Genomic DNA, 25,479 nt, shown 5'->3' with positions numbered 1-25,479 from the left:
AGCCGTCTCCTGTTACTTTGAAGATATAATAGCGTTCAATTCACGCAGCAGTCTGTCTGCATCTTTTTCACTGCGCATCAGCAAAAATATAGTGTCATCGCCTGCAAGACTGCCGACTACGTTGTCTATCCCGGAATCGTCCAGCTTTGCACACACAGCCTGTGCCATTCCGGAATAACACTTTACTACCACAGTATTTCCTGCGTAATCAACACTTTTTACTGAATCGGTTATAAATCCCAGAACCGGGTCGGAGTCATTCTCCATTCCGCTTTTTTTCAGTGAGGGAACGCTGTATTTATACTCCCCTGTAGGGGTTATTGTCTTTATAAGGGAAAGCTCCCTGATATCCCTTGACACTGTTGCCTGAGTGACCTTGATGCCTTTTTTCAGAAGAGCTGCCTGCAAGCTTTCCTGTGTATCTATATTTTCCTCGCTTACAAGTGATAAGATCATCTGATGTCTTTTTGATTTCATATAGCCTTACTGTCCCTTTCTTTATCCGGAGGTAGAAATATCTTTAAGCGGCTGCATAAGCTTTTTGTTTACCGATTCAAAGAAGCTGTCGCCGTTTATATCTATTATTTCCACATACTTATCCGATTTTGATATTGTTATGATATCTCCCTGCGACATTTTATAGATCATATTGCCGTCAACGGTAACGTTTGTCATATACGCTCCGCCCGTAAAACACTTTGCGGTAAGTATACTGTCAGTATCAAAGATCATTGTTCTTGCAAACAAAGAGTGGGGACAGATCTGGGTGAACTCGATACAATTCATTCCGGGTTCGATTATCGGTCCTCCTGCGGACATTGAATACGCCGATGCACCTGTCGGTGTTGAAAAGATAATGCCGTCGGCTCGCAGCGACGAGATAATATGACCATTTCTGCTAACCTCAAAGTCAGCTATTTTACAGCCGTCTGTTTTGGAAATAACAACATCATTAAGAGCGGTATACTCGAACTTTTCCTTATCAGAATCAGTAATAACGCACGACAAAAGCATACGCTTGCTAAGCGTATATTCGCCGCTTACAAGCTTGACAAGATCGTCAATCTGGGAATGTTCGAGTGACGCCATAAAACCCAGCCTGCCGCAATTTATGCCAACAATAGGTTTCCCGTGCTTGGAACACATCTGAGCACATTTAAGTATCGTGCCGTCACCGCCAACAGCTACAACAACATCACATTCGCTGAAACAGTTTTCTTCCTGCAAATATACCGCAGAAATACTATTGCCAAATATATCACAATACTCATTTGAAAGCAAAACTTCACAACTTTGCTTTGAAAGTATGCTGCAAGCTTTGACAACATATTCCCTGCTGTTAGCTTTATTCAGATTAGGATAAATAAAAGCTTTCATATTAACTCCTGTTGTTTGAAAAATATTCAAATGCATCACTTACGATGCTGTTGATATCAAATGAATTATTATTAGCACATTCTTTTGAAACATGGATAAGATATTCGATATTTCCGTCTCCGCCTGTAATTGCGGAAAAAGTAATACCACAGACAAACTGACCCAAGCTTTCAAATGCAGCTGTAACTTTTCTTAAAACAGATGCGTGAGCCTTTTTATCCTTTACAATGCCTTTTTTGTTCAAGGCTTCCCTGCCGGCTTCAAACTGCGGCTTTACAAGGGCAACGATCTCACCGTCATCAGAAAGTATACTGCTGACTGAACCAATTATAAGTTCAAGAGAAATAAATGAAACATCAATACTGATAAAAGAGGGCTGCTGTTCAAAGTCGCTGATGTCAAGGCAACGGGCATTCATTCCCTCGTAGTTTACAACTCTTTCATCCTTCACAAGGCTTTCATCGAGCTGCCCATGTCCTACATCCACAGCATACACAAATTTTGCCCCGTGGTCAAGCAGGCACTGGGTAAACCCTCCTGTTGATGCACCGATATCGGCACACACTTTATCTTTCACATCAAGTGAAAACGCATCAAATGCCTTGCTGAGCTTCAGTCCTCCCCTGCTGACAAACATAAGGTCATCAGCTTCACAATTAACCTTATCATCAGCTTTGACCTCATAGGAAGGTTTAGAACAGATTTTATCATTAACCGTAACTTTGCCTGTTTTTATCAGTTCCTTTGCTCTGACGCGACTTTTTGCCAGGCCGCTTTCAACAAGAAAAATATCAATCCTGCTCATCGTTTATAAAGGCCTCTATTTGCCTTGACATCTGCTCAGGTGAAAACCCGAGCTCTTGAAGTATATCGCTGCACTCACCGTGTTTTACGAAATAATCTATTGTAAAAGATGCAACGTTATCACAAACCGACGAATACTTTTCGCTTATTGAGCCGCTGTCATAAACCTCTTCAAAGAAAAACGCAACATCATATCCCGATATGATCTCAGCAACCTTTTCACTTATTGGATATATTTCAACAAGTCTGAGAAGATCACATTGGATACCCTTATTTTTCAGAATTTCTATGGCTTTTAATGCATTAGCAGAAAGCCTGCCGTATGTAACGATCAGAAATTCGGAGTCTCTTTGATAGTGATAAAAAGAATCCGTTGGTTGATCAATTTTAGCGATAGGGTCTTCGTTACCACGGGGGTAACGCAAAGCAACTATGCAGTCATCATCTTTTATGGCTTTATTCAAACAAAGACGCACCTCAGCATAGTTGGAGGGCGAATATATCTTTGTATTGGGAATTGAGGTAAGGAAAGAAACGTCAAAAATACCCTGATGAGTTTCCCCGTCACTGCCGACTATACCCGCTCTGTCCACACACAAGACAGCGTGGGAATTAGATATAGCAAGATCATGTATGATCTGGTCGTATGATCTTTGCAAGAATGTTGAATACACCGCAAAAACAGGTATATACCCCATTTGTGCAAGTCCGCCGCTGAATGTAACAGCGTGTTCTTCGGCTATACCCACGTCAAAGAATCTTCCCGGGAATTGCTTTGCAAAATTCTGAAGCCCTGTACCATATTTCATTGCAGCTGTAATAGCGCAAACCTTATCGTTTGTTTTTGCTATCTTACACAGCTCATTACCCATTACCGATGAAAAACTGTCAACAGAAACATAGTCGGGATTTCCGGTTGCGATCTCAAAAGAACCAATACCGTGATACTCTCCGGGATTCTGTTCGGCAGGAGTATAGCCCTTGCCCTTAACGGTATTTACCTGGACAAGGACAGGTCTGTTCAATGCCTTTGCAGCATTAAGACCGTTTTCAAGCTCACCGATATTATGTCCGTTAATAGGACCTATATATTCAAAGCCCAGATCCTCAAACAATGTGCTGTGCAAAAGTGCATTTTTAAAAGCGTCTTTTGAGCCTTTGATTACTTTTTTGACGGGAGAACCGATAACAGGGGTTTTATCAAGTACCTTTTCCACTGCACTCTTGGTTTTATGATAGCCCTCACGTGTTCTTAATGTAGAAAGATACTTTGCCATGCCTCCTACATTTTTGGAGATAGACATCTCGTTATAGTTGAGTACTATTATAATGTTAGTATTGCTCTTACCGGCATTATTAAGACCTTCATAAAAAAGACCGCCGGACGAAGCACCGTCTCCCACAATAGCTATTGTATGATGATCGTCACCGTTGAGTTTCATAGCTGTAGCTATACCAAGTGCAGCAGAAACAGAGTTTGAGCTATGACCACTAATAAAGGCATCGTGAACGGACTCGTCCGGTCTGCAAAAGCCGGAAATACCGTCTTCTTTTCTGAGTGTTGAAAACCTGTCCGCTCTGCCTGTCAGTATTTTATGGGTATATGCCTGGTGCCCAACGTCCCAGACGATCTTATCCTTTGGCGAGTCAAAAATCCTGTGTACAGCCACAGTAAGCTCCACCGTTCCAAGATTAGACGCAAGGTGTCCTCCGTTTTGGGAAACGGTTGTTATCAAAAGCTTTCTGATCTGCTTGCAAAGGTCATCGCATTGCTGTAAACTGAGCTTTTTAAGATCAGACGGCAAATTCATTTTCATAAGGTCAAGTTTGTTTTTATATGCCATATAAAACATCCCTTATCAGTTTATTTTCTTCTGTTCAGCATATCTTCCGTAAGCTCGGACAAGAATTGGTTGTTTTCAAACTTGCTGAGATGACCCAGTGCCTGCATAGTAAGCTGTGCGGCTATCTGTCTTGAACGAGTCTCGCCCAGCAATGAAACATAGGTACTCTTGTTCTGTTCTTTATCGCTCCCGATAGGTTTTCCAAGTTCCTCAAACGAACCGTTGACATCAAGAAGATCATCGACTATCTGAAACGCTCTGCCCAAGGCAGAGGCATACTCAGCTGCATCAGGTATCTTTTCAAATGTACCTGAAAGAATAACGCCCATAACACAGGCAGATTCGATCAATGCACCGGTTTTGAGAGATTGAAGCTTATTAAGTGTATCAATATCTATATCTTTGTCCTCGCACATAAGGTCAATAACCTGTCCGCCTATCATTCCGTCTACGCCAACGCCCTTGCTAAGGACGGAAATAAGCATAACAGCACTTTGTGCAGATACTCTTCCTTCAAGCGCAGCATTGGAGATAACCTCAAATGCCAGGGTATTCAGAGCATCACCTGCAAGAAGTGCTATGTTTTCCGGAAAAGCCTTATGGCAAGAGGGCTTTCCCCGTCTGAAATCATCGTTATCCATACATGGGAGATCATCATGTATAAGAGAAAAAGTATGGATAAGCTCAACTGCACAGGCAACATCAAGGATACTGTCTATATCCTTTCCACCGCACATACGGTAAAACTCCAGGCACAAAACAGGTCTGAGCCTTTTACCGCCTGCCATAAGGGAGTACTCCATTGCCTGGCAGACTACTCCGTGAAGCTCCGGCTTATTCTCCGTAAATTTCAAAAGCTGCTGATCTATGGACGATACGTATTTATCAAGCAGCTGTTTATTCAGATCATTCATCATTTTTTGTCCTCGCTCACCTGTTTTACTGTCAGCCTGGCTTCTTCAAGTGTTTTTTTACACTTGCCGGAAAGGTCTACCCCTTCCTTATAAAGAGCAAGGGATTCCTCCAGTGACAGCTCATCACTTTCAAGCTTTTTTACTATTTCATTAAGTCTTGACATATCAGATTCAAAACTCATTTTATTCTTCCTTTCTCACAATATCAGATATGCTCACATCAGCTGAGCCGTGGGAAAATCTGATATTTATCCTGTCATTTTCTTTCAGGTCCTTCGGGCTTCTGATAATACTGTCCTTATTACTTACTATTGAGTAACCTCTTGAAATAACCTTCAGCGGACTAAGTCCTTCCAGAAGCACAACATCTTTTTCAAACGAAGATTCAAGCTTTGAAATAAGACTGTTGATGGAGTTTGCAAGACTCCGGGACAGCATCTCAATACGCTGGGCATTGTTCTCAAGCTTTCTCTGAGGAGAAAACAAACGCAGCCGGGAAATATAACGTGATACATCATTTTCCGCTCTGTCGATCCGTAAATTCAATGCCTTTGTCATCATATCGGAAAGCTTATCAACAGCAGCAAACAATTCCGACTTATCCGGAGTTGCAAGTTCGGCAGCAGCAGATGGAGTTGGTGCTCTCAGATCGGCCGCATAGTCAACCAAAGTAGTATCTGTTTCATGACCAACCGCTGAAATAACAGGTGTTTTGCAGCCATGGACAGCCAATGCAACAGATTCGGAATTAAAAGGCATAAGATCTTCCAGCGATCCGCCGCCCCGGGCAATAATGATCGTATCTGCGCCGCTGTCATCTGCGGTTTTAATGGAATTACAAATATCATCCGAAGCGTTTTCTCCCTGGACTCTGGTATGAAAAACGCTGACCTGACAGATCGGAAATCTTCTGCCGATAACATTCAGAATATCCTGCAATGCTGCGCCGGTAGAAGATGAGATAACGGCTATTTTTCGAGGGAAAAGCGGAACCGGCGTTTTTGCTGCGTCATCAAAAACGCCGCTTTTGGCAAGCTTTTCTTTTATCGCTTCGATCTGCATATATAAAAGACCGCTGCCGAGTGGATTAACATCGGTAACTATTATCTGAAATGTTCCGCCGGGTTCATAAAGCTCCACATTACCTGTTACAAGCACACTCATGCCATTTGATATATCATTTTTCAGTCTGCTGAAATTGTTTGCGAACATAACGGCTTTAATACAGCTCCGGTCATCCTTTACGGAAAAATATGCATGTCCCGATCTGTTAAGTGTAAAATTGGATACTTCGCCTTTAACACAAACACCTTTCAGCTTTACATCAGATTTAAGCTTGAAAGAAACATATTCATTCAGCTGTGAAACTGTTAATATGGAACTCATAAAGCTTTTCCTTCCTTGAGTGCGCCGAAAATCGCAACTCCTGCCGCATTATCGCAGGAATACTCCGGTTTGGCAAAATATGAATCGAAGCTTTCAGCAAGCATATCTCTGATTATGGAATCTGACATGACTCCACCTGCAAAGACCACAGGCATCTTACCGTATTGCTCCAGAGCGTTGAACGTTATACTTCGGATACTACTGCCAAGGTATTCAAGGCAGAACCTTGCGATATCGCAATACATTTCGCCGCTTTCCAGCATATGCCTGCACATATTTTCAAGTCCGGAAAGGCAGCATGAAGTACCTCTTATAACCGGATTTATCTTAAATGATCTTTCGCTTTTCATGGCGAGCCTTTCAAGCTCCGGACCGCATGGGAAATCCAGTCCCAGCATAACGCCTGTTCTGTCAACAGCCTGTCCGGCTTTAAGGTCAAGGGAACCGCCTATCTGCGAAATATCAAGCACATTTTCCTTGTTTCCTTTACAAAGCAAAAGGTCTGTTGTTCCTCCGCTGACATGAAGGGCAATGAAGCTATCACCTGATGCTGCAAGATCCAGCCGATTGCAGGAATACAAAGCGGCAAGAATATGACCGCACTGATGGAAAGTCCTGTAACAAGGGATATTACAAGCTGATGCTATCATCACTGCAGATGACTCACCAACAAGGAAGCAAGGCATATATGAGCCGTGAGCATTTCTTGGTGCGACCGAACAACTCACGCAATCCGGTTCGGGAGAATCGCCCAAAAGCTCCCGGATAAGCTGTGGAAGCTGCTTTGTATGATGAAAAACGGCATCAGATTGCCTGATACCTTTTTCTCCGCTTTTTACAGGAAGAAGTTTTTTCAGCGAAGTAACTTTTCCAATTTCGCTGTCATACAAAGCACAGGAGGTTGTATAATTGCTTGTATCTATGCCTAAAAACAAGCTCATCGCTTATCCTCTTCCTCATTTTTTACATATTCACTTTTGGAAAACGAACCCAGAACGCCATTGACAAAAGAAACGTCCGGTTCGAGAGCATACATCTGAGTAAGGCGTACTGCCTCGCTAATAGCTACATTCACAGGCACACGCTTATCATACATAGCTTCATAGATAGCTATTCTGAGTATGGCAAGATTTACACGAGGTATCCTGTTAACTGCTCGTTTGTCGCTGAACATTGCAACTATTTCATCAAGCTCGTCTTTTTTACCTTCCACCTGTCTGACAAGTTCTTCTGCTTCGGCATTAAATGTAAAATCATCAACTTCCCTTGCAAATTTGAAAATATCTTCAAGAGAGTCTTCTCTGAAAAGCTTTTCAAATGAAAGAAGAAATGCCGCTTCCCTTACCTTTTGTCTTGACGAAGACACATCGACACATCCTTTTAAAACTATTTATAACAGCACAAAGCTGACCTTTGCAATAATGCAAAAGTCAGGCTTTATCCTCCGATATATGTATACCGCAAACATTGATATTGACCTTAGCAACGGTCAGTCCAAGCATATTCTGGATAGAGCTTTTGACCTTATCCTGTATAGCCTCGGATACGGCAACAGCTTTTGAACCGTTTTCAAGTATTATGCCTATTGTAACCGAAATTACATCGTCAACAAGACCGATACGGATATTTCCGAAGTTTTCCTGTTTAAGCCATATCTGTCTTGGGGTTTTCATAACAGGAGCAACAGAGTAAACTCCCTCGACCTCATTGACACAGTTAACTATTATCTGGGCGATAACATCCTGACTGATATGCAGGCTTTTCTCAACAGTTTCACTTTTGTTGTTCATATATATCCTCCTCTTGTAAAGATTATGAATCATTATTTTTAGATGCGCATCCGGCCATGTGACAAACCCAGATCGGCATCCGTCTATAATCAATAGTATTATAACATATTTTTCATAAAGTTACAAGTGTTTTTATACATTTTTTTTATGCAAAGATATATTTGAACTGTATACAGGCATATTACCGCATAAAATCAGGCAACATCAAATATTCTTATATTCTCATTTGCCACAGAAACTTCAGAAAGAAGGATATCTTTTATCTTTGCTGCTTCGCTTGCCATAAGACCGTCCTTCTCACCTGTTTTGACAACTATATTGGCACTCTTTCCGTCAAGATATACAACGCAATCCTTGAATCCTGCTGCTTTTACAAGGTTTTCGATCTTTGATTCGGTTTCCATAAGACCTGTTATTGTCTGTGCTTTCTGAGAAACAGTCTTTTTCTCCTCGTCGGTGGCATCTCCGCCGTCGATTATGGATTTGAGTGTCTGCACAGCTTCGTCTCTTGATGTGGTTCTGTCTATCCTTGCTTTCGCAAAATAATCGGTATCCTCCGACTGCTTGCTGACAAGCTGGGATTGACCGTAATTAACCGACTGGTTTTTGACCACATCTGTTGCCTTTATCTTTCCTCCTGCGGCTGAATATGCGTAGTTAATGTATATTGCAAGTCCGAGAACAAGTGTCATTCCAGCCAGGAGAATCTGTTTCTTTCCGATAATTAGTGTTGGTTTTTTCATATCTGTCAACCTTTCTGTTTTATTTTTTTGCTTCAACACAGATCTTGCTGTATGAAATATTAAGTGCTGCCGATACGGCTTTTATCACCCTCTCTTTCACTATTTCATTTTCACCTCCTTTGCAGACCACGACTACACCGGTTATCTTAGGTCTGACTATCTTTTTGACCAATGCCTTGTCGTTACCCGAGTCGTCCGTAATAACTATCTCTGATTTTGTATCATCCGTTGACCCCTGGGGACCATAGTTCTGTTTTTTATCGATATTTTCAGCATATATATACTCTGCTGTGCCCTCAACGGAGATCATTACGCTGCAGTCACCTACTCCGGAAACATCAGAAAGTATATCTTCAAGCTCTGTTCGGATATTTTCCTTATACGTGTCCGAGTTATATATTTCCGTTTGCTCCGAAGAGATTTTCTTAGGCTCTGAGGTATTATTATCATCGCTTTTGATCCCCGAAAATGCTATAAGTAAAATCCCCACAAGACCAATAACCACAAATATCTTTACAATCTTATCATTATTTAGATATTTATTTATTTTACCGTTTAGTTTACCCGCCAATATCGTCACCCACTATGACATCGATTTTTGTATCTTTAAGTTCGGAAGCGATCATCTTCTCAATTCTTTCGTCTTCTCTGTCAACATATACCGTTACGGATTGTATTACTATCTGATTATATTCATCTTTGCCTGATTTTATAACCACATCTTTGAACGGTATCGCTGCACTGTTCAGTTTATTCTTCAAATATGCTGACATTTCCTGGTTTGTCTTCTCAAGCAATGCTTTGGATTCGTACTCCATTATCTCATTGTACACAGTACTGTCGCTTTGGGTATTAAGCTCCCTGGATAGACTGATCTTAAAATCTTTGCCGGTGAACGGATATATCATTGTGAGAAGCAGGATAAGTCCGATTACTATCTCAAGGTGCTTTTTCAGATTTCCTTCCGGTGATACAATATCTATCATAGTGCTTATAATACCTATGACACAGACAGCACACACTACCGTTTTAATTATCCCCATTTATCCCCCTATATTGAAAGCCGTAAACATAAGTATAGCCGTTGAAACAGTGAAAACCAGGACATATGCGACAATTACACCGCCAGCCAGTGAAAGGGTCGAATTAACGCCTTTGAGACACTTTGAAACTTTTGAACGCCCGAAAGCATCATTTGCCACGGAAGAAATAAAAATCATAAGTTTAACTGCCAAAAGAGCTATAAGCGGTTTAGATGCAATAATTATCAGAACTATTACCCCTACGCTGCCGACTGTTGATCTTATAACACCCAGGCTGCCCTTTACGGTCGAGTACGCCTCCGACACGGACGAACCAATGACCGGGATAAAGCTTGACGCAGCAAATTTAACTGCCTTTGAGGACATATTGTCAACAGATGCCCCTATAACGCCCTGTATCGTCATAAGACCTGTAAGGATAGTCATAGACAGTCCAAGAGAAAAAACAACTGCTTTTTTGATTCCTGCTGAAACATCTTCAAAACATATTCTTGAATTTATACTTGCGACAAGATTCAGAGCAAGGCAGACACTTATCAGCGGAAATAGTATTTTGGATGCAAATATGCCCATAAGCTCGCAAACGAACATCATTATTGCACTGTAACCGTTTGAGCCGATAACATTACCGCTGGCGGCAGTTATCCCGGAAAAAACAGGAAGATACGCTGCAAGAAACATATTCATGCTTTTTATTGAGCTCTGAACAGAGTCAAGCGTCTGCTTAACAGTTTCTATCAGCACCATTACAGTCGTCATAAGACAAATGATGTCTGACACTTTGCCTATGCCTTCATCCCGTATTGACAATGTACCAATAAAAGCTCCGATAAGGCTTATTGCCACCATTTTTCCCAGGAGTCTGAACGGCTTTTTCACCGCATCCTTAAAGGAAGTCCAAAAACTGTTGAAAATACCTTCCGGTTTTAAGCTGCCAAATGAATCCGGTGAATCTACTTTGACATTTTCTTTTTCAAGTGTTTCGGCTATATCCTTAGGTACACCAGAATCAAGCCTTTCTCGGATCTTTTCATTGAGTTCTTTCACATTTTTGTCAGTGTCACTTTGTGCAAAAGCACAGGGTGAGCAAACAAATAGCATTAACAAAACAGCAGTCAGACATATGGTCTTTTTTAAAACATTTCGCATCTTTATAATAATAGTCCTTTTACCATATCTACAAAAGCATTGAACAGCGGCAGGGAGATTATAAGCAGTGCGATCTTCCCTGCCAGCATTACCTGTGATGCAACTGCATTTTCTCCGCAATCCCTGCAATAATCAGTGGTAAACTGGGTCAGATAAACTACACCCAGACTCTTGAACAGTACCTTGATATATGTATTATCTATTCCCGACGAATCAAAGAGTGTTTTTACCGTGGAAACAAGCCGAGAGATAAGATCGGCTGAGGAAAGCAATATCATCACACAGACTATAAGTGTTAAAAGCAGCTTCAGCTGTCTGCTGTCACTTTCTATACTTTTACAGGCAATAACCGAAACTATACAGAATCCGCAAACCGTCAGTATATTCATCTTCCAAGTCCAAATACGTTTTTTATAGTATCAAATAGCTTTCCTATCTGATTAACGATCATAAACAGTACCACTATAAGTCCTGCAAGGGTTGTCATCATTGCCTGCTCATCTCTTTCAGCTCTTTTTAAAAGCTGATTTAGGACGGCAACAATTATGCCTATGGCAGCTATTTTAAATACAAGATCGATATCCATCGACATCAGTCCTTTATATCAGCATTATTGTAAGCAGTATCCCGGCGGAAAAACTAATGGATGAAGCGAGCTTTGAACGGCGCATCAAATCATTCTTATTACGGTTAATGATCTCTTTTTCCCTTTCGGCAGCAAGCTTTGAATAGGTGATCTGTCCTTGATTATCGGTAGTTCCCAGCTGTGAAAAGAAAGCTTTAAGATTGTCCTTTGACTCTTCATTTTCAATTTTATTCCAGCAGTCAATTTTGCTTAGCATATCATACCGTATGTTAATATCGGAAGTAGAAACGCACAGAAAATCAAACTCATAAAACGCCGGGGAATTATTCAGCGACTTTACAATCTCATCAAAGGTCATATAGGAGTATTCAAGCAGAACTGTGGTTTCATTATACATCTGCAATAGCTTTTCATGCAGCCTCAGCTTTTTTATGTAGCCCAGACCAACGTACTTACCCAGCAAAGAGCATGAAATGATTATAAATAACCCACCTGTCAGCTTCAGCATAATGATTTTTCCTTTTCCCCCATGCTCAGATCTCCAATTTCCGTTATTATCCCACACTTTATCCCTGTTCCCAGCACTGCATATTTACCGAAAGCACCGGCTTTGATAAGTTTTCTTATAACCGTTTTTCTCCGCACATCTCTTAACCCTGCCCCATGGCAGGAAGCAATAATATATACGCCGCTGTTAAGGGCATATCCGAGTGCTTCAATGTCGTCCCGGGAACCTATTTCGTCCACAACTATGAATTCAGGAGACATTACTCTGACTGCGATCATAATTCCGTCATATCGGTTATAGGAACTGAAAACATCTGTTTTTTGCCCCACATCGTTCTGAGGCATTCCACCGCAGACACAAGCTATTTCGTTACGTTCATCGATCAGACTTAATGTCATGGTCTGTCCCAGCTGTCTTGTAAGATCACGGATCAGGGTCGTTTTTCCACTTGATGGCGGACCAATGATAAGCAAACCTGTCCTGCCGCCTGAAATAAGCGATCTGTATAGTTCATCTGCACAGCCTATCATTTCTCTTGCAATTCGGATATTTACCGATGAAATATCCTTGATATTTTCAATTAGGGAGGTATTTGTCTCAGACTGCACAGCTGTTCCACAGAATCCTATGCGACACCCTCCGTCAACAGTCATGTAGCCGTTTACTATCTCACGATGAAAGCTATGTACGGAATTTCGCAAAGCAAGCTGATATATCCGAGCTATGTGCTCGTCTTTGACGAATAAGCCTTTTGTATAATTATTTGTCAGAGCACCGCTCTGTGTTACGAAGTATTCTTTTGAACCTGTATTTACAGAAAGTCTTTTGCTTCGGCGCAGTCTTATCTCGCTTATGCTCTCAAGCTCACATTGTGGGATCTTTTTAATTATATCTGAAATCTCAAGAGGCAAATATGGATATATATGTTCTATTTTGCTTATCATCTTCATTTATATTTTCCTTCCCTGTCTTGTCCTATTTGATTTTATGATTACAGATACTGATTTATTCCGGTATGAATAATCAATTTTTTCTTGCATTTTACTTGGTGTTATGATATAATGAGATGAATTGTTATTGGAGGAGATAAACAAATGGCATTTAATCTTAATGAAGATCAGAAAAAAGTATTAGCATTTTCTCAGAATGTTATCAATGAAGTTAAAAAAGTTGTTATCGGCAAGGATGAAATAATCATCAAGGTTCTTTTGTCAATTCTTTCAGGAGGACATATTCTTATCGAAGATATCCCCGGGGTTGGTAAAACTACACTTGCGATTGCCCTTTCAAAGGCACTTTCTCTTGATTATAAAAGAATGCAGTTTACGCCTGATGTTCTCCCTTCGGATGTAACCGGCTTCTCTGTACTGGACAAGCAGACAAATGAATTCAGATACAAAGAGGGCGCTGCAATGACAAATCTGTTCCTTGCAGATGAAATCAACAGGACCTCCTCAAAGACTCAGTCTGCACTTCTTGAGGTTATGGAAGAAGGCAAAGTGACTGTTGACGGTGTAACTCACACTGTGCCAGATCCTTATATTGTTATTGCTACTCAGAACCCTATGGGCTCCATCGGAACACAGATGCTGCCCGAGTCGCAGCTGGACAGATTCCTTGTAAGGCTCACAATGGGTTATCCTTCATTTGACAGCGAGATAAATATGCTCAAGTCAAAAAACACCAACGTATCTACAGAAGAAGTAAAAGGCGTGGCAACAAAGAACGAGATCATTCTGGCTAAAAAGACGGTGGACGATATATATGTTTCAGATGAAGTATTGGCCTATATCGCTGCACTTGCCAATGCGACCAGAAATAATTCCAACATAAAACTCGGACTTTCACCCAGAGGCTCTATCGCACTTCTAAAAATAAGCAAGGCTACTGCCCTTCTTAAAGGCAGGGATTATGTTATTCCCGACGATATTCTATATTGTTTTGAGGATGTAGTTAAGCACCGACTGATTTTTGAGTCCAAGGCAAAGCTCAATGGAATAACTCATTCTCAGATACTTCAGACGATCATATCCGGGGTTCAGGTTCCAAGGATCAACAGTTAGGAAAGGAAAAAAGATGCTTTTTGTTTATTTGATATTACTGGTTATATCGGTAGTGTTCTATATAATGTATCTGGGCACCTTTTCTTTTTACCTGATGATTTTTATGATCTCTATGCCGGTCATACTTTTTGCTTTGGATCTTTATATGTCCAGAAAACTAAAAGTCAGCTTCAGGCAAAAAAGCCTTAAATGCCCTGCAAGCTCTGTTATACATCCGGAACTGATTATTGAAAATCCAACGATATTTCCAATATCCAACCTGGAGATTACTCTGGAATACAACGGTGCCGTTGAGACAGGCAAAAATCTTACAAAAATCAATACTCCCGTGCTTCCTATGGAAACACAGAGTCTAAAGATGAATGTAGCATCGCTGCACATTGGAATAGTTGATTTCAGAATAAAAAAGTGCCGGATCTTCGACCTTTTAAGGCTGTTTCATTTTAAACTCCGCAGCAAAAGCTTTAAACAGGGGCAAAGAGAAATGTCTGTATTTGTTTTTCCACAGTACAGTCATCTTGACAATGCGGTGTCTGATTACAGTAACTTTGGTGTGGAGACCGACGAATATTCACCGGATAAAAAGGGCGATGATCCTTCACAGATTTTTGATATACACGAATATATTGAGGGCGATAAGCCCAATCGTATACACTGGAAGCTTACTGCGAAGCAGGACAAGGTCATGGTCAAGGATTACTCACTTATGATGACCTACGCTGTCAGGATATTTTTAAATCTTAATATCTCCAGATCGCAGGACTATGATATTATTGTTGAAAGCGCATTATCGGTTTCAATGCTGCTTGTTGAAAGAGGTATCGCCCATACACTTGAATGGCTTGATCCCAAAGCAAAGAAGCTAAAATCTTATAACATAAAAAATGAACAGGAGCATCTTGACTGTGTGGACAGGCTAATAATTGCAAGGACATATATAGATGAAAACAATGAAATAGCTTCGTTTACAGATGAATCCGACTTTCTTGTCTGCGGTCATCTGATAGTTGTATCAAAGCCGCTGTCGAATCAGAGCATTTCAAAAATTACTGAATCCGGATTTGCTTCAAAATATACCATAGCGTTAGTTCAGAATGAAACAGATACCGGTGAACAGACAGATTCAAAGATTTCGGATAATGCGGATATAATCTATCTTCACAAGGACCGGATCACAGCAGCTTTTTCAGACATTATATTATAAAACAAAGCCGGAGACGTTCATAAAATGAAAAAGAAAAAGAAAGCATATATTGACAACGGGTTTATAAGCAACAACGGTGTATGCTTCGGGAATGACATTTCACTGCAATACTCCAAAAGACATGAGTCTTCATATTTTGGCATATCAAGAGCGATATTTGCGCTTATAACCAGCTTTGCGGTTATGAGTATGTTTGCTTCGTTTATCCTTCAGCGTCCCAATTACTTCCCTATTTTCCTGTGCTGTGTCATACCCGTTGTACTGATTTGTGTAATAAGATCTAAAAACAGCGGAATTAAAACCATCGGAATTATATTTCTGGCAACATATTTCTTATATTTTTTATTCCAGCTAAACGATATATCAGACGGTTTTTTCTGTAATGTTTATCTATATCTTGAAAGAGCAAAACAACCAAGCGGTATACTTGGCAACTCACTCAGCGGTATTCCGAAGTCAATGTACAACGAGCTTGCAGGATTCTTCCTGCAATTCTTATCGTCTGTAGTCAGCGTGTTAGTAACGATTGCCTGCGTTGTAAGGATCGACTTCCCAATGCTGTTTATAACCACCTTCCCGTTGTTTGAGCTGGGAATATACTGGGGCTGGCAGCCTCCGCTTTTATCGGTGACGATCCTGATAATAAGCTGGGTCGTTATCATATCACTTCACACTATAAATCAAAGAACAAACAAAATAGGCAAAAAGAACACATTTGCTGTGCATGAGAAAAAGCAGACTTATTATTTGACAAATGATAAGGAAAAATCCAGAATGTTTTTTATGCTGCTCAGCTTTACTGTTATTCTGTGTACGGCAATGATGGCATTGATAATTGCCTTTTCAAATCTTTTCGGACATAAAAGATCAGACAAAGTCAACGATCTCAGATCAAAGATCAATAATTTTGTAAATAACTTTACACTGGAAGATCTTGGTGGTCTGTTTGCTGATTACGACGGCGGGCTGGACTTTTTCGGCACTAAAGCAGTTGGCGGAACAAACGGCGGAAAGCTTGGTGAAACAGACGGCATAAGCTTTAACGGGACTACTGCACTGGTGGTCACCACAAAACCGATCAACGAGACAATGTATATCCGAGGGTACGTTGCCGGTAAATACCATGACAATTCGTGGGATCCTGTGGATTATGATGACAGCAAAGAATTTGCAAAAGAGCTTGAAGAAATCGGGATCTGTCCGCAGGATATAAACTATTTTCAGCTCACAGATCTTACAAATTTCTTTGAAGCAAACAACATTGCCCAGAACTATACCACAACTGAGGAAATAGATATCAAGGTAAAAGGTGCAAGCAAAAAATATGTTTACGCTCCTTATGGAACATTGTATTCAAACGGCAAAAAGAAAAGCGAATATAAAATGCGCCCGTATCTTGATTCTTATGTCAAGCTTGGAACAAACAATTATACAGTTGTATTCAGAAGTCCCGGCAACGACTCTTTCGGTGAGATCAGAAACAGGATAGCTGACAAATCCGTGTTTTACGATGTGAACAGCACTGTAGAAAAAGATGCTGTGAAAGGATACGAAAAATTTATCAAGGAAAATTACAGCAAGGTTACCAGTTCCGACGGTCTTCAGGCTGCATATAAGGAGATAAACGAAAAATATCTTAAGGATTCTGACCGGTCCTACTCTTCAGTTGTATATGCTATCAAAAGATATTTTCAGGATAATTTCAAATACACACTTGAACCCGGCAAGACTCCTTCCGGTCGGGATTTTGTAGATTACTTCCTGTCAACCCAAAAGCAAGGTTATTGTTCATACTTTGCATCTGCCGGCGTTCAGCTACTGCGTAAATTCGGTTATCAGGCAAGATATGTTGAGGGTTATATCGTTCTCCCCGGCATGACAAAAACCACTAACGACACCGCAGATGTTGATGTTCCGGATAAATGCGCACACGCATGGACTGAGGTTTATATCGAAGACTTTGGTTGGTCGGGTGTTGAGTTTACTCCGGGGTATACAAATAATAACCCCAATATGACCGAAAAGGAGAAAAATCCTTACGAACAGAAGCCTCCTGAGGACAGCAGCTCTGTCAATGACAGCTCCTCATCTTCCACTGAAGAATCATCACAGCCGGAGTCCTCTGATCCGGACAGCACACTATCAATAGCGGATCAAAGTTCATCTGAGGTTTCCTCAAATGATGCAAGCTCCGAAAATGTCAACAGCAGCCAGGCTCCCATTGACTCAAGCAGCGATGGAGGCAACGAAGGCAGCGGCGACAGCGGCGGAGGCGGAGTCATTGGAAGCAGCGGAGAAAACAGCGGACATTCAGGGGATATTTCAGGCAGCAGCAGTTCGGACAGAAAAGAAAAAACTGAAAGCAGCTCAACAGTAAGAATGATAATATTTGTAATTGCATTTGTTATCATCTTTATAACAGTGATCGTTCTCAGAAGAATACTGTCACTTAAAACCATACAAAGCAACTGTCTTGAAGGCTCTAAGAAAAACAGACTGAAGCATATAGTCAGATATACGGTAAAATATCTTGAACTTATAGGAATCAGCGGCAGCGATAATATCACTGATATGCAGCTGTGTAAGCAGCTTGATTCCCAGCTCAGAAAAATGGATATCGATATCACAGACAAGCTGTACAGCTTATTTGAGATCGCCGAAGAAGCTTATATGGGTAATCACGAGATAGCTGAAAATGACGTCGACAATGCTTATTCCATACTCAGATCTATTTCTGATGACATTGTTAAGCCAAAGCTTGTGCCGTTAAAACTGTTCAGAGCAAAGTTTGTAAATTGCCTGTACTGATAATAAAAAAAGAGTTTGAACACAAAAAGTGTCCAGACTCTTTTTTCATTATAAAGACAAATACAAGGTCAATAAGGCTCGATAACCACTGCCCCGCCCTGTTTTAATGATTCCTTAACATCAATAAAACGCTGGTTCGAGCTTCCCATAAACTTCAGTTCAAGGCTTCTCTTTGCAAGAATAAAAGGACCGTCAACAAGAAAATCAAGCTCTTTTAAAAGCTCCATATACCCGTTGTCTTCGTTTGCATTTGCAATAAGGTACTCATAAGTGTAGCCTGTATATGAAATGATATTAAGCGGCGTAATAAAACCATTATACGACCGTATCTTTCTGGCAAGTTCGGTGAGAGGCTTACATTGGCAGAAAGGGTCTCCACCGCTAAATGTAACTCCATCCAAAAGTTTATCCTTGATGATCTCGTTAAACAGATCATCGGTATCCACAACTATACCACCGTTAAAATCATGCGTCTGTGGATTGTGACACCCCTCACAATGATGAGGGCATCCCTGCGTAAAAATTGTATATCTGAAACCCGGACCGTCCACGATAGATTCATTGACAGTCCCGGCGATCCTTAGCTTCATATTATTTACCTCCAAGAAAAAAATCGGGCTTCGTTTCATCTGCATTTGAAACGAAGCCCCAAAAGAGAGCATTTGACTATGCTTTGAGACGTTGGATTCTTTCGTGGCTTACCCTGTGGTGTTCAGCCTCAGTTCTGCCGCACTTTGGACACCTATCCCCTATAATTCCCGTATATCCGCAAACAGGGTCACGGTCAACAGGATGATTTATGGAGCCGTATCCAATGCCGACCTCTTTCATATATCTTACTACCTTTTCAAATGCAGTAAGATTATTGAGCGGGTCGCCGTCAAGCTCAATATAGCTTATATGTCCTGCGTTTGTCAACGCATGATAAGGAGCTTCGAGTTTAAGCTTTTCAAAAGCATTTATATGGAAATAAACAGGGATATGGAATGAGTTGGTATAATATTCTCTGTCGGTAACACCCTTGATAATACCAAAACGTTCTTTATCCATTTTTACAAATCTGCCGGACAGACCCTCGGCAGGTGTTGCAAGAAGTGAGAAATTCAGACCTGTGCGCTTTGTTTCCTCATCCATTCTAGCACGCATACGTGTTATGATCTCAAGACCGAGCTTCCTGGAATTCTCGTCCTCACCGTGATGCTTTCCTGTAAGTGCAACCAGGCACTCAGCAAGTCCGATAAAGCCGACAGAAAGTGTACCGTGTTTAAGAACTTCTTCAACAGTATCATCATATGACAGCTTCTCTGAGTCGATCCAGACACCCTGTCCCATAAGGAATGGATAATTCTTGACCTTCTTCATAGATTGTATCTTGAGTCTGTGCTTGAGCTGATCTATGCAAAGCTGCATCATATCATCAAGACTGTCAAAGAAAGCACCGATATTTTTATTTGCTTTAATTCCAAGACGAGGAAGATTGATAGATGTAAAGGAAAGGTTGCCCCTGCCTGTAACTATCTCTCTTGACGGGTCATGGGCATTTGAAATTACTCTTGTACGGCAGCCCATATATGCTATCTCGGTATCAGGATTGCCCTCTCTATAATACTGAAGGTTATAAGGAGCATCGATAAACGAGAAGTTAGGGAACAAGCGTTTAGCAGAAACCCTGCAAGCAAGCTTGAACAGATCGTAGTTAGGATCAGTAGGATTAAAGTTTACTCCCTCTTTTACCTTGAAAATATGGATCGGGAAGATCGGTGTCTCACCGTTTCCAAGACCTGCTTCCTCGGCGAGAAGAACGTTCTTGATAACCATTCTGCCCTCTATTGAAGTGTCGGTTCCATAATTGATAGAGCTGAACGGAGTCTGAGCACCTGCTCTTGAATTCATGGTATTGAGGTTATGTATAAGAGCCTCCATTGCCTGATAAGTAGCTCTGTCAGTCTCTTTGACAGAAGCTTTATAAGCAAAATTCTGGATTTTCTTAACAGTCTGAGCATCAACGATCTGCACAAGAAGCTTAGCTTCTGCCTCCTGGTAGCCGTTATCGTTGGCAAGTGTAGGCACATAGCCCTTTTCCTCCAGCTGGTCCACAAGCTTCTTGGCAATAGCCTGAGAATTATCGAAACCGCCCAGAAGGTTCAGTGCTCTGTGTACATTATCACGATATCTGTGCTTAAAAGTTTTTGCCACACCTGCAGCCATATCATAATCAAACTTAGGAAGTGACTGACCGCCGTGCTGGTCGTTCTGATTGGACTGGATAGCGATACAAGCAAGTGCAGCATAGCTGGCAATATCGTTAGGAGTCCTCAGATGACCGTGACCGGTAGAAAAGCCTTTGTTGAAAAGCTTTGTAAGATCGATCTGGGTACAAGTCGTCGTAAGGGTATAAAAATCCATATCGTGAATATGAATGTCGCCTTCAGCATGAGCTTTTGCATGAACAGGGTCAAGAACATACATTTCATAGAACTCTTTAGCGCCGACAGAGCCATATTTAAGCATTGTGCCCATTGCGGTATCTCCGTCGATATTGGCATTTTCACGCTTCAGATCAGAATCCTTTGCAGACTTGAAGGTCAAATCCTCATAAACCTTCATCAGCCTTGTATTCATCTCTCTTGCTCTGGTTCTTTCAGATCTGTACAATATATAAGCCTTAGCAGTAGCTGCATGACCTTCATTTATAAGGACCTTTTCAACACAATCTTGGATCTGTTCAACAGTAGGAGCAGTAAGATTCTGCTCCAGGAGCATATCAACAACCTTTCCGGAAAGCATCAAAGCCTCCTCCTGATCGGAACCTCCAACAGACTGTGCAGCCTTATAAATAGCATTGGCGATCTTCTCTATATTAAAAGTAACTGTACGCCCGTCACGTTTCTTTATTTTAATGATCATGTTAATATCCTCCGAAAATACTTATTTCAATGCGATATCAAGATATATAAATATATAAGTAATGTATTCTGCCGGTTTTGTATGCCAACCACAATATGTTGTGGTTTGTTTGGAACAATTCAAAGTATATAGTATTTGCTTCGGTCTGTCAATGTGTTTTTTGCCAAATTAGAAGCGCGCTTTTTGTATACGTTGCACAATTTACAGAAATTGTAATTTTAGAAATGCTTTAAAATGATTTTTCAGAAAATTTCATAAAGGGAAATAGCTTGACAGTACACTGCATAAAACAGGTATGTAAAGTAAATAGCTTTATAGATAAACAACGTAAATAGGCTTGTTTTTTCGGTAAACTAATTCAAATACACGGTCGTTTTCTTGCCAAATAATCAAAATTGTGTTGTGCTATTATCATAATATGTTGATTAAAATTTTAATTTATGTTGTAAAGCGTTTTACTTGTCACGGCTATTTTTTCAAAAAAATTTTTATCTTCCTCTCCCAGTTTAATATTCTTATATTGCTTTGAAATTTTACCGATCACCGAAAAAGACATATATAAAAAAGAGCTGACTTATCATCAGCTCTTTATGTCTTGTCTTAGAAAAACAGTTTTCTGCAAACAGGGATGTGACTATATACGCTCTTCTCAAAGGCATCCGCATCCGTGGGCTTGCCTACTACTGTACCATAATGCATCGGGACTGCGATCCTTGGTTTGATAAAGTTTACAAAATCAGCAGCCTGCTTTGCATCCATTGTATACGTTCCGCCTATGGGTACGCATACAATATCGCATTTTACTGCCCTTGCTTCCGGAGTATCATCAGTATCACCGCAAATATAAACTCTGCTTTCGTCGATAGTCACCACATATCCCAGCCAACCATTTGATTTTGGATGAAACGGCTTGCTGTGATTATAAGCAGCAACAGCCTGTATAGGGATTCCGGATACCAGCGCTGTCTGTCCCGGGACCATAGGATATATATGATCGGAGTCAATATCATTTTTAAGCATGGTGCTTTTCATACTTTGAGGAACTATATATATTGTTTTTTCATTAGCTGCTTTCTCAATATCCTTTGGTGAAAAGTGGTCATAATGCTCGTGGGTTATAAAAACAATGTCGGCATCATGTTTCTCATCAGGAAGATCAAAAGGGTCAAAATACAATATTCTCGATGCATTTATCCTTATGCTGCTTTGCTCATTAACAACCAGACGCGAAATGTTCATACACGTTCCCCCTCTCTAATCAACGGATCTTGTACTTATAACATTAACTCCTGTGTCAGACACGTTCTTAATAATAACGTCTCCCATTTTGACAGGCAGTTTTATCTTAACGGATTTTATGCTCTTTACAACATCAGATATTTTATCCTTAGCAACCGCTTCCTCTGTCTTCACGGGGACAGGCTTTCCGCTTTCAGCAAGTACAGTGGTCGTCACGATCCGAACAGAAGCCGTAAGCTCTGTTTTTGCGTAATTCTCACCACGCACACAGGTATTCCCCGTAACAGAAACTACTTCACCGGTTTCATTGACCTCTGTTTTAAGAGAACAGCCCATAGGACAACATATACACGTAAGCTCTTTTATCATTGTTATGCCTCCTCTATAAATACGGTCATCTCTTCGCCTGATTCTTTAAGCATTGACTTTTTAAGCAGTAGATCTACCATTTCGCTCGGCACAAGGATCATGGACTTTTTGCGCAAAAGCTCCTTATCCCCCGACTTTATAACTATACTTACATTTTTGTATACTCCGCTCACTCTGAATCTTATATGCGTCAGTTCTCCTGCGTTTTCAACGTTTATCCTGCATGGAACAGTATATCTTACACCGTATCCCGTTTTTACCTCTATGGTTTTCCCCTGAGATCTTTTACCGCTGAGTATATACCTTGCGGCGCTTTCTCCTGCTCTTGCAGACTCTTCAGATACAAAATCCACAAGGTCATGGACATGAAGGACATTTCCGCAAGAGAAAACACCCTCAACGCTTGTTTCGAGACTTTCGTCAACATATGCACCGTTAGTTCTCGGGTCGATCTCTACACCGCCGTCCAATGAAAGCTCGTTTTCGGGTATTAGACCGCAGGAAAGCAAAAGTGTATCGCATGGATAATACTCCTTGGTTTCCTCAATAGGCTGTTTTTTTTCGTCTACCTTGGCAATATATACGCCTTCGAGTTTTTCTTTACCCTTGATATCTACAACAGTATGGCTAAGCAAAAGCGGTATATTATAGTCATCAAGACACTGAACAATATTTCGCTTCAGTCCGCTTGAGTATGGCATAAGCTCAGCGACTGCAGCAACGTGTGCGCCTTCAAGGGTCATACGCCTTGCCATAATAAGTCCGATATCGCCCGAACCTAATATTACAACTTCTTTACCTATTTTTGCACCCTCAAGATTGATAAGCTTCTGGGCAGTACCTGCCGTATATACTCCCTGGGGTCTGTATCCCGGGATATTAAGTGCACCACGAGGTCTTTCACGGCAGCCCATTGCAAGAATTACTGCCTCGGCGTAAAGCGTCTGCACTCCTCTTTTTGAGCTTATGACAGTAACTGCCTTTTTATTGCTATCCTTTAGTTTTTCAACCGAAAGTACCATTGTATCCAGTTCATAAGGGATCTGCTCCTGTTTTACCATATTTGCGTATCTTTCAGCATATTCAGGACCTGTAAGCTCTTCCTTGAAGGTATGAAGCCCGAATCCGTTGTGTATGCACTGGTTTAAAATGCCTCCCAGGTGGCTGTCACGCTCAAGTATAAGCAGATCTTCTATCCCTGCTTTTTTAGCTGCAAGTGCAGCTGCCATTCCGGCAGGACCGCCGCCAATAATGATAAGACTATGGTCATTCATTGTCCTGCCCTCCATTCTCAGCGTATCTTCCTGTTTTTCTTACTTCTTCAATAGCTATTCCCAGTTTCTGCGCCAGCAAAGCCATTGTTGTAGGCGAACAGAACCCTGCCTGACATCTGCCCATACCTGCTCTTGTACGCCTCTTTACACCGTCAAGTGTTGTTGCTCCCAGAGGTCTGTTGATCGCATCAAGTATCTCCCCTTCAGTAACAGTTTCACAGCGGCAGACTATTTTTCCATACGCAGGCTGCTGTTTTATAAGCTCGTTTTGCTCCTCGGCGGATAGGGAGTTAAAGTGTGCTATCCCTTTTCTTGTATCAATATAACTTGTTTTCTTTTGAAGCGGTAGGATCTCCCCAACAAGTTCAGCAAGATACTGCCCGATGGCAGGGGCACTGGTTAGTCCCGGTGATTCTATACCTGCAGCGTCAATAAACCCTCTGACATCGCTGTGTCCGATAATAAAATCACCTGTATCTCCAACTGCACGAAGCCCGGTAAAGCTGGTGATAACTTTATTGAAAGGTATATTCTTTACAGAAAGCAAACCTTTGGACTTAACATCGTCAAGTCCTGATTTTGTAGTAGCAACATTTTCCTTATCGTCTATGTTCTCGGCTGTGGGACCCGCAAGAAGGTTACCGTGGACTGTTGGAGTCACAAGGATACCTTTGCCCATTTTCGTAGGCAGCTGGAAAATAGTCCGGCTGACCAGAGTTCCGGCAGACTTATCCATAAGCATATACTCGCCACGGCGAGGAGTGATCTTCATCGGTTTACTGCTGACCATAGAATGAATCTTGTCAGCGTAAAGACCTGCCGCATTTATGATACACCTGGTTTTCACATTTGTATTATTTGTTCTTATCTCAAAGCCCTCATCAAGCTTGTCTATAGAAAGCACCTGTGTGGACAGCTTGAACTCAACGCCATTTGCAAAGGCATTTTCAGCGAATGCAAGAGTCATTTCAAAAGGACAAACGATAGCCGATGTTTCTGCCAAAAGCGCAGCGCAAACACTGTCCGAAAGGGCAGGCTCGAGTTTTCTCGCCTCATCACCGGATATGATTGAAACGCCTTTTACACCGTTTTTATCAGCCTTTTCTTTTAATTCTTCAAGACCGGGCTTGTCATTTTCATCAAAGCAAAGCACCATTGCTCCGTTTTGCTTATAAGCAAAATCAAGCTTTTCGGACAATTCTTTCATCATATTGCTGCCCAGAACATTGAACTTTGCCTTCAGTGAACCCGGCTTTGCATCAAATCCTGCATGAACAATAGCACTATTTGCCTTCGTGGTACCCTCACAGACATCGCTGTTTTTCTCAAGCACACAGACATTGAGATCATACCGTCCAAGTGCCATAGCTGCTGCACAACCAACTGCACCAGCGCCGATTATTACTACATCATACAAAAAGCATCACCTTCTCGTTAAATTTGTATAAAAATATTTTTAACCTTTAATAAT

At 41.2% G+C, this 25,479-nt stretch carries 27 protein-coding genes; 3 read left to right on the top strand and 24 right to left on the bottom strand.

The annotated features are described in order from the left end of the window. Nucleotides 1-12: 12 nt before the first annotated feature. From argR to T494_RS11865, 18 genes are all read right to left on the bottom strand, one after another. Nucleotides 13-477: an arginine repressor gene (gene argR / locus T494_RS0101245; protein WP_028504732.1), complete on the bottom strand. Its 465-nt coding sequence runs from the start codon at nucleotides 475-477 to the stop codon at nucleotides 13-15. A 21-nt stretch (nucleotides 478-498) separates the two neighbouring features. Further along, nucleotides 499-1,377, bottom strand: a complete 879-nt coding sequence (locus T494_RS0101240) for an NAD(+)/NADH kinase (protein ID WP_028504731.1) — start codon at nucleotides 1,375-1,377, stop codon at nucleotides 499-501. A 1-nt stretch (nucleotide 1,378) separates the two neighbouring features. After that, a complete protein-coding gene (locus T494_RS0101235) occupies nucleotides 1,379-2,182 on the bottom strand; it encodes a TlyA family RNA methyltransferase (protein ID WP_028504730.1) in 804 nt (267 codons plus the stop codon). Next, nucleotides 2,169-4,025, bottom strand: coding sequence for a 1-deoxy-D-xylulose-5-phosphate synthase (gene dxs, locus T494_RS0101230; protein WP_028504729.1), 1,857 nt, complete (start codon nucleotides 4,023-4,025; stop codon nucleotides 2,169-2,171). Before dxs ends, T494_RS0101235 begins: the two co-directional genes overlap by 14 nt. A 20-nt stretch (nucleotides 4,026-4,045) precedes the next feature. After that, nucleotides 4,046-4,942: a polyprenyl synthetase family protein gene (locus T494_RS0101225; protein WP_242836355.1), complete on the bottom strand. Its 897-nt coding sequence runs from the start codon at nucleotides 4,940-4,942 to the stop codon at nucleotides 4,046-4,048. Next, on the bottom strand, nucleotides 4,939-5,121 hold the full coding sequence (xseB, locus tag T494_RS0101220) for an exodeoxyribonuclease VII small subunit (RefSeq protein WP_028504727.1): 183 nt from the start codon (nucleotides 5,119-5,121) through the stop codon (nucleotides 4,939-4,941). The genes T494_RS0101225 and xseB overlap by 4 nt, the downstream gene beginning before the upstream one ends. A 1-nt stretch (nucleotide 5,122) precedes the next feature. Next, a complete protein-coding gene (gene xseA, locus T494_RS0101215; RefSeq protein ID WP_028504726.1) occupies nucleotides 5,123-6,325 on the bottom strand; it encodes an exodeoxyribonuclease VII large subunit in 1,203 nt (400 codons plus the stop codon). Then, nucleotides 6,322-7,266, bottom strand: a complete 945-nt coding sequence (locus T494_RS0101210; protein WP_028504725.1) for a peptidase M22 — start codon at nucleotides 7,264-7,266, stop codon at nucleotides 6,322-6,324. Before T494_RS0101210 ends, xseA begins: the two co-directional genes overlap by 4 nt. After that, a complete protein-coding gene (nusB, locus tag T494_RS0101205; RefSeq protein ID WP_037343519.1) occupies nucleotides 7,263-7,691 on the bottom strand; it encodes a transcription antitermination factor NusB in 429 nt (142 codons plus the stop codon). Before nusB ends, T494_RS0101210 begins: the two co-directional genes overlap by 4 nt. Before the next feature lie 64 nt (nucleotides 7,692-7,755). Next, nucleotides 7,756-8,115, bottom strand: coding sequence for an Asp23/Gls24 family envelope stress response protein (locus T494_RS0101200; protein WP_028504723.1), 360 nt, complete (start codon nucleotides 8,113-8,115; stop codon nucleotides 7,756-7,758). A gap of 194 nt (nucleotides 8,116-8,309) precedes the next feature. Further along, complete coding sequence (locus T494_RS0101195) at nucleotides 8,310-8,858, bottom strand: SpoIIIAH-like family protein (protein ID WP_028504722.1); 549 nt, start codon at nucleotides 8,856-8,858, stop codon at nucleotides 8,310-8,312. 19 nt (nucleotides 8,859-8,877) lie between these two features. After that, nucleotides 8,878-9,429 (bottom strand): hypothetical protein, encoded by a 552-nt coding sequence (locus T494_RS0101190; protein WP_037343518.1) that lies wholly within the window; start codon nucleotides 9,427-9,429, stop codon nucleotides 8,878-8,880. Beyond that, entirely contained in the window at nucleotides 9,419-9,901 is a 483-nt protein-coding gene (locus tag T494_RS0101185) for a stage III sporulation protein AF (RefSeq protein ID WP_028504720.1), read from the bottom strand. Before T494_RS0101185 ends, T494_RS0101190 begins: the two co-directional genes overlap by 11 nt. Further along, nucleotides 9,902-10,948, bottom strand: coding sequence for a stage III sporulation protein AE (locus T494_RS0101180; protein ID WP_197021104.1), 1,047 nt, complete (start codon nucleotides 10,946-10,948; stop codon nucleotides 9,902-9,904). A gap of 104 nt (nucleotides 10,949-11,052) precedes the next feature. Next, complete coding sequence (locus T494_RS0101175) at nucleotides 11,053-11,439, bottom strand: SpoIIIAC/SpoIIIAD family protein (RefSeq protein WP_028504718.1); 387 nt, start codon at nucleotides 11,437-11,439, stop codon at nucleotides 11,053-11,055. Beyond that, nucleotides 11,436-11,636, bottom strand: a complete 201-nt coding sequence (gene spoIIIAC / locus T494_RS0101170; RefSeq protein WP_028504717.1) for a stage III sporulation protein AC — start codon at nucleotides 11,634-11,636, stop codon at nucleotides 11,436-11,438. Before spoIIIAC ends, T494_RS0101175 begins: the two co-directional genes overlap by 4 nt. Nucleotides 11,637-11,649: 13 nt before the next feature. Beyond that, on the bottom strand, nucleotides 11,650-12,144 hold the full coding sequence (locus tag T494_RS0101165; RefSeq protein ID WP_028504716.1) for a stage III sporulation protein AB: 495 nt from the start codon (nucleotides 12,142-12,144) through the stop codon (nucleotides 11,650-11,652). Beyond that, entirely contained in the window at nucleotides 12,138-13,088 is a 951-nt protein-coding gene (locus tag T494_RS11865; RefSeq protein WP_278244637.1) for an ATPase, T2SS/T4P/T4SS family, read from the bottom strand. The genes T494_RS0101165 and T494_RS11865 overlap by 7 nt, the downstream gene beginning before the upstream one ends. Before the next feature lie 150 nt (nucleotides 13,089-13,238). Between T494_RS11865 and T494_RS0101155 the strand changes: the two genes are divergently transcribed. The 3 genes from T494_RS0101155 to T494_RS0101145 are packed head-to-tail and all read left to right on the top strand — an operon-like array spanning nucleotide 13,239 to nucleotide 18,219. Next, entirely contained in the window at nucleotides 13,239-14,207 is a 969-nt protein-coding gene (locus tag T494_RS0101155) for a MoxR family ATPase (RefSeq protein WP_028504715.1), read from the top strand. 28 nt (nucleotides 14,208-14,235) lie between these two features. After that, nucleotides 14,236-15,411: a DUF58 domain-containing protein gene (locus T494_RS0101150; RefSeq protein WP_242836354.1), complete on the top strand. Its 1,176-nt coding sequence runs from the start codon at nucleotides 14,236-14,238 to the stop codon at nucleotides 15,409-15,411. Nucleotides 15,412-15,435: 24 nt separating this feature from the next. Further along, nucleotides 15,436-18,219, top strand: a complete 2,784-nt coding sequence (locus T494_RS0101145) for a transglutaminase domain-containing protein (protein WP_028504713.1) — start codon at nucleotides 15,436-15,438, stop codon at nucleotides 18,217-18,219. 68 nt (nucleotides 18,220-18,287) lie between these two features. On the opposite strand, the gene nrdG is transcribed toward T494_RS0101145, so the two are convergent. The 6 genes from nrdG to T494_RS0101110 form a co-directional block, all read right to left on the bottom strand. After that, on the bottom strand, nucleotides 18,288-18,809 hold the full coding sequence (gene nrdG, locus T494_RS0101140; RefSeq protein ID WP_028504712.1) for an anaerobic ribonucleoside-triphosphate reductase activating protein: 522 nt from the start codon (nucleotides 18,807-18,809) through the stop codon (nucleotides 18,288-18,290). Between the two features lie 76 nt (nucleotides 18,810-18,885). After that, a complete protein-coding gene (locus T494_RS11860) occupies nucleotides 18,886-21,126 on the bottom strand; it encodes an anaerobic ribonucleoside triphosphate reductase (RefSeq protein ID WP_037343517.1) in 2,241 nt (746 codons plus the stop codon). Between the two features lie 600 nt (nucleotides 21,127-21,726). Beyond that, a complete protein-coding gene (locus T494_RS0101125) occupies nucleotides 21,727-22,365 on the bottom strand; it encodes an MBL fold metallo-hydrolase (RefSeq protein ID WP_028504711.1) in 639 nt (212 codons plus the stop codon). Nucleotides 22,366-22,380: 15 nt separating this feature from the next. Next, nucleotides 22,381-22,734 (bottom strand): DUF1667 domain-containing protein, encoded by a 354-nt coding sequence (locus tag T494_RS0101120; protein WP_028504710.1) that lies wholly within the window; start codon nucleotides 22,732-22,734, stop codon nucleotides 22,381-22,383. A 2-nt stretch (nucleotides 22,735-22,736) separates the two neighbouring features. Then, a complete protein-coding gene (locus T494_RS0101115) occupies nucleotides 22,737-24,008 on the bottom strand; it encodes an FAD-dependent oxidoreductase (protein ID WP_028504709.1) in 1,272 nt (423 codons plus the stop codon). Then, a complete protein-coding gene (locus T494_RS0101110; protein WP_028504708.1) occupies nucleotides 24,001-25,425 on the bottom strand; it encodes an NAD(P)/FAD-dependent oxidoreductase in 1,425 nt (474 codons plus the stop codon). The genes T494_RS0101115 and T494_RS0101110 overlap by 8 nt, the downstream gene beginning before the upstream one ends. Nucleotides 25,426-25,479 lie beyond the last annotated feature (54 nt).

Source organism: Ruminococcus sp. FC2018 (assembly GCF_000621805.1).
In the GTDB taxonomy this organism is placed as follows: domain Bacteria; phylum Bacillota; class Clostridia; order Oscillospirales; family Ruminococcaceae; genus Hominimerdicola.
This window is presented reverse-complemented; position numbering and strand designations above follow the sequence as displayed.

Coding starts and splice junctions, on each gene's coding strand:
- T494_RS11865 (WP_278244637.1), bottom strand. CDS start 13,088: ATGATAAGCAAAATAGAACATATATATCCATATTTGCCTCTTGAGATT.
- spoIIIAC (WP_028504717.1), bottom strand. CDS start 11,636: ATGGATATCGATCTTGTATTTAAAATAGCTGCCATAGGCATAATTGTT.
- T494_RS0101125 (WP_028504711.1), bottom strand. CDS start 22,365: ATGAACATTTCGCGTCTGGTTGTTAATGAGCAAAGCAGCATAAGGATA.
- T494_RS0101240 (WP_028504731.1), bottom strand. CDS start 1,377: ATGAAAGCTTTTATTTATCCTAATCTGAATAAAGCTAACAGCAGGGAA.
- T494_RS0101115 (WP_028504709.1), bottom strand. CDS start 24,008: ATGAATGACCATAGTCTTATCATTATTGGCGGCGGTCCTGCCGGAATG.
- T494_RS0101175 (WP_028504718.1), bottom strand. CDS start 11,439: ATGAATATACTGACGGTTTGCGGATTCTGTATAGTTTCGGTTATTGCC.
- argR (WP_028504732.1), bottom strand. CDS start 477: ATGAAATCAAAAAGACATCAGATGATCTTATCACTTGTAAGCGAGGAA.
- T494_RS0101120 (WP_028504710.1), bottom strand. CDS start 22,734: ATGATAAAAGAGCTTACGTGTATATGTTGTCCTATGGGCTGTTCTCTT.
- nrdG (WP_028504712.1), bottom strand. CDS start 18,809: ATGAAGCTAAGGATCGCCGGGACTGTCAATGAATCTATCGTGGACGGT.
- T494_RS0101195 (WP_028504722.1), bottom strand. CDS start 8,858: ATGAAAAAACCAACACTAATTATCGGAAAGAAACAGATTCTCCTGGCT.
- T494_RS0101185 (WP_028504720.1), bottom strand. CDS start 9,901: ATGGGGATAATTAAAACGGTAGTGTGTGCTGTCTGTGTCATAGGTATT.
- xseA (WP_028504726.1), bottom strand. CDS start 6,325: ATGAGTTCCATATTAACAGTTTCACAGCTGAATGAATATGTTTCTTTC.
- xseB (WP_028504727.1), bottom strand. CDS start 5,121: ATGAGTTTTGAATCTGATATGTCAAGACTTAATGAAATAGTAAAAAAG.
- T494_RS11860 (WP_037343517.1), bottom strand. CDS start 21,126: ATGATCATTAAAATAAAGAAACGTGACGGGCGTACAGTTACTTTTAAT.
- T494_RS0101225 (WP_242836355.1), bottom strand. CDS start 4,942: ATGATGAATGATCTGAATAAACAGCTGCTTGATAAATACGTATCGTCC.
- T494_RS0101210 (WP_028504725.1), bottom strand. CDS start 7,266: ATGAGCTTGTTTTTAGGCATAGATACAAGCAATTATACAACCTCCTGT.
- dxs (WP_028504729.1), bottom strand. CDS start 4,025: ATGGCATATAAAAACAAACTTGACCTTATGAAAATGAATTTGCCGTCT.
- T494_RS0101165 (WP_028504716.1), bottom strand. CDS start 12,144: ATGCTGAAGCTGACAGGTGGGTTATTTATAATCATTTCATGCTCTTTG.
- T494_RS0101200 (WP_028504723.1), bottom strand. CDS start 8,115: ATGAACAACAAAAGTGAAACTGTTGAGAAAAGCCTGCATATCAGTCAG.
- T494_RS0101235 (WP_028504730.1), bottom strand. CDS start 2,182: ATGAGCAGGATTGATATTTTTCTTGTTGAAAGCGGCCTGGCAAAAAGT.
- T494_RS0101155 (WP_028504715.1), top strand. CDS start 13,239: ATGGCATTTAATCTTAATGAAGATCAGAAAAAAGTATTAGCATTTTCT.
- T494_RS0101145 (WP_028504713.1), top strand. CDS start 15,436: ATGAAAAAGAAAAAGAAAGCATATATTGACAACGGGTTTATAAGCAAC.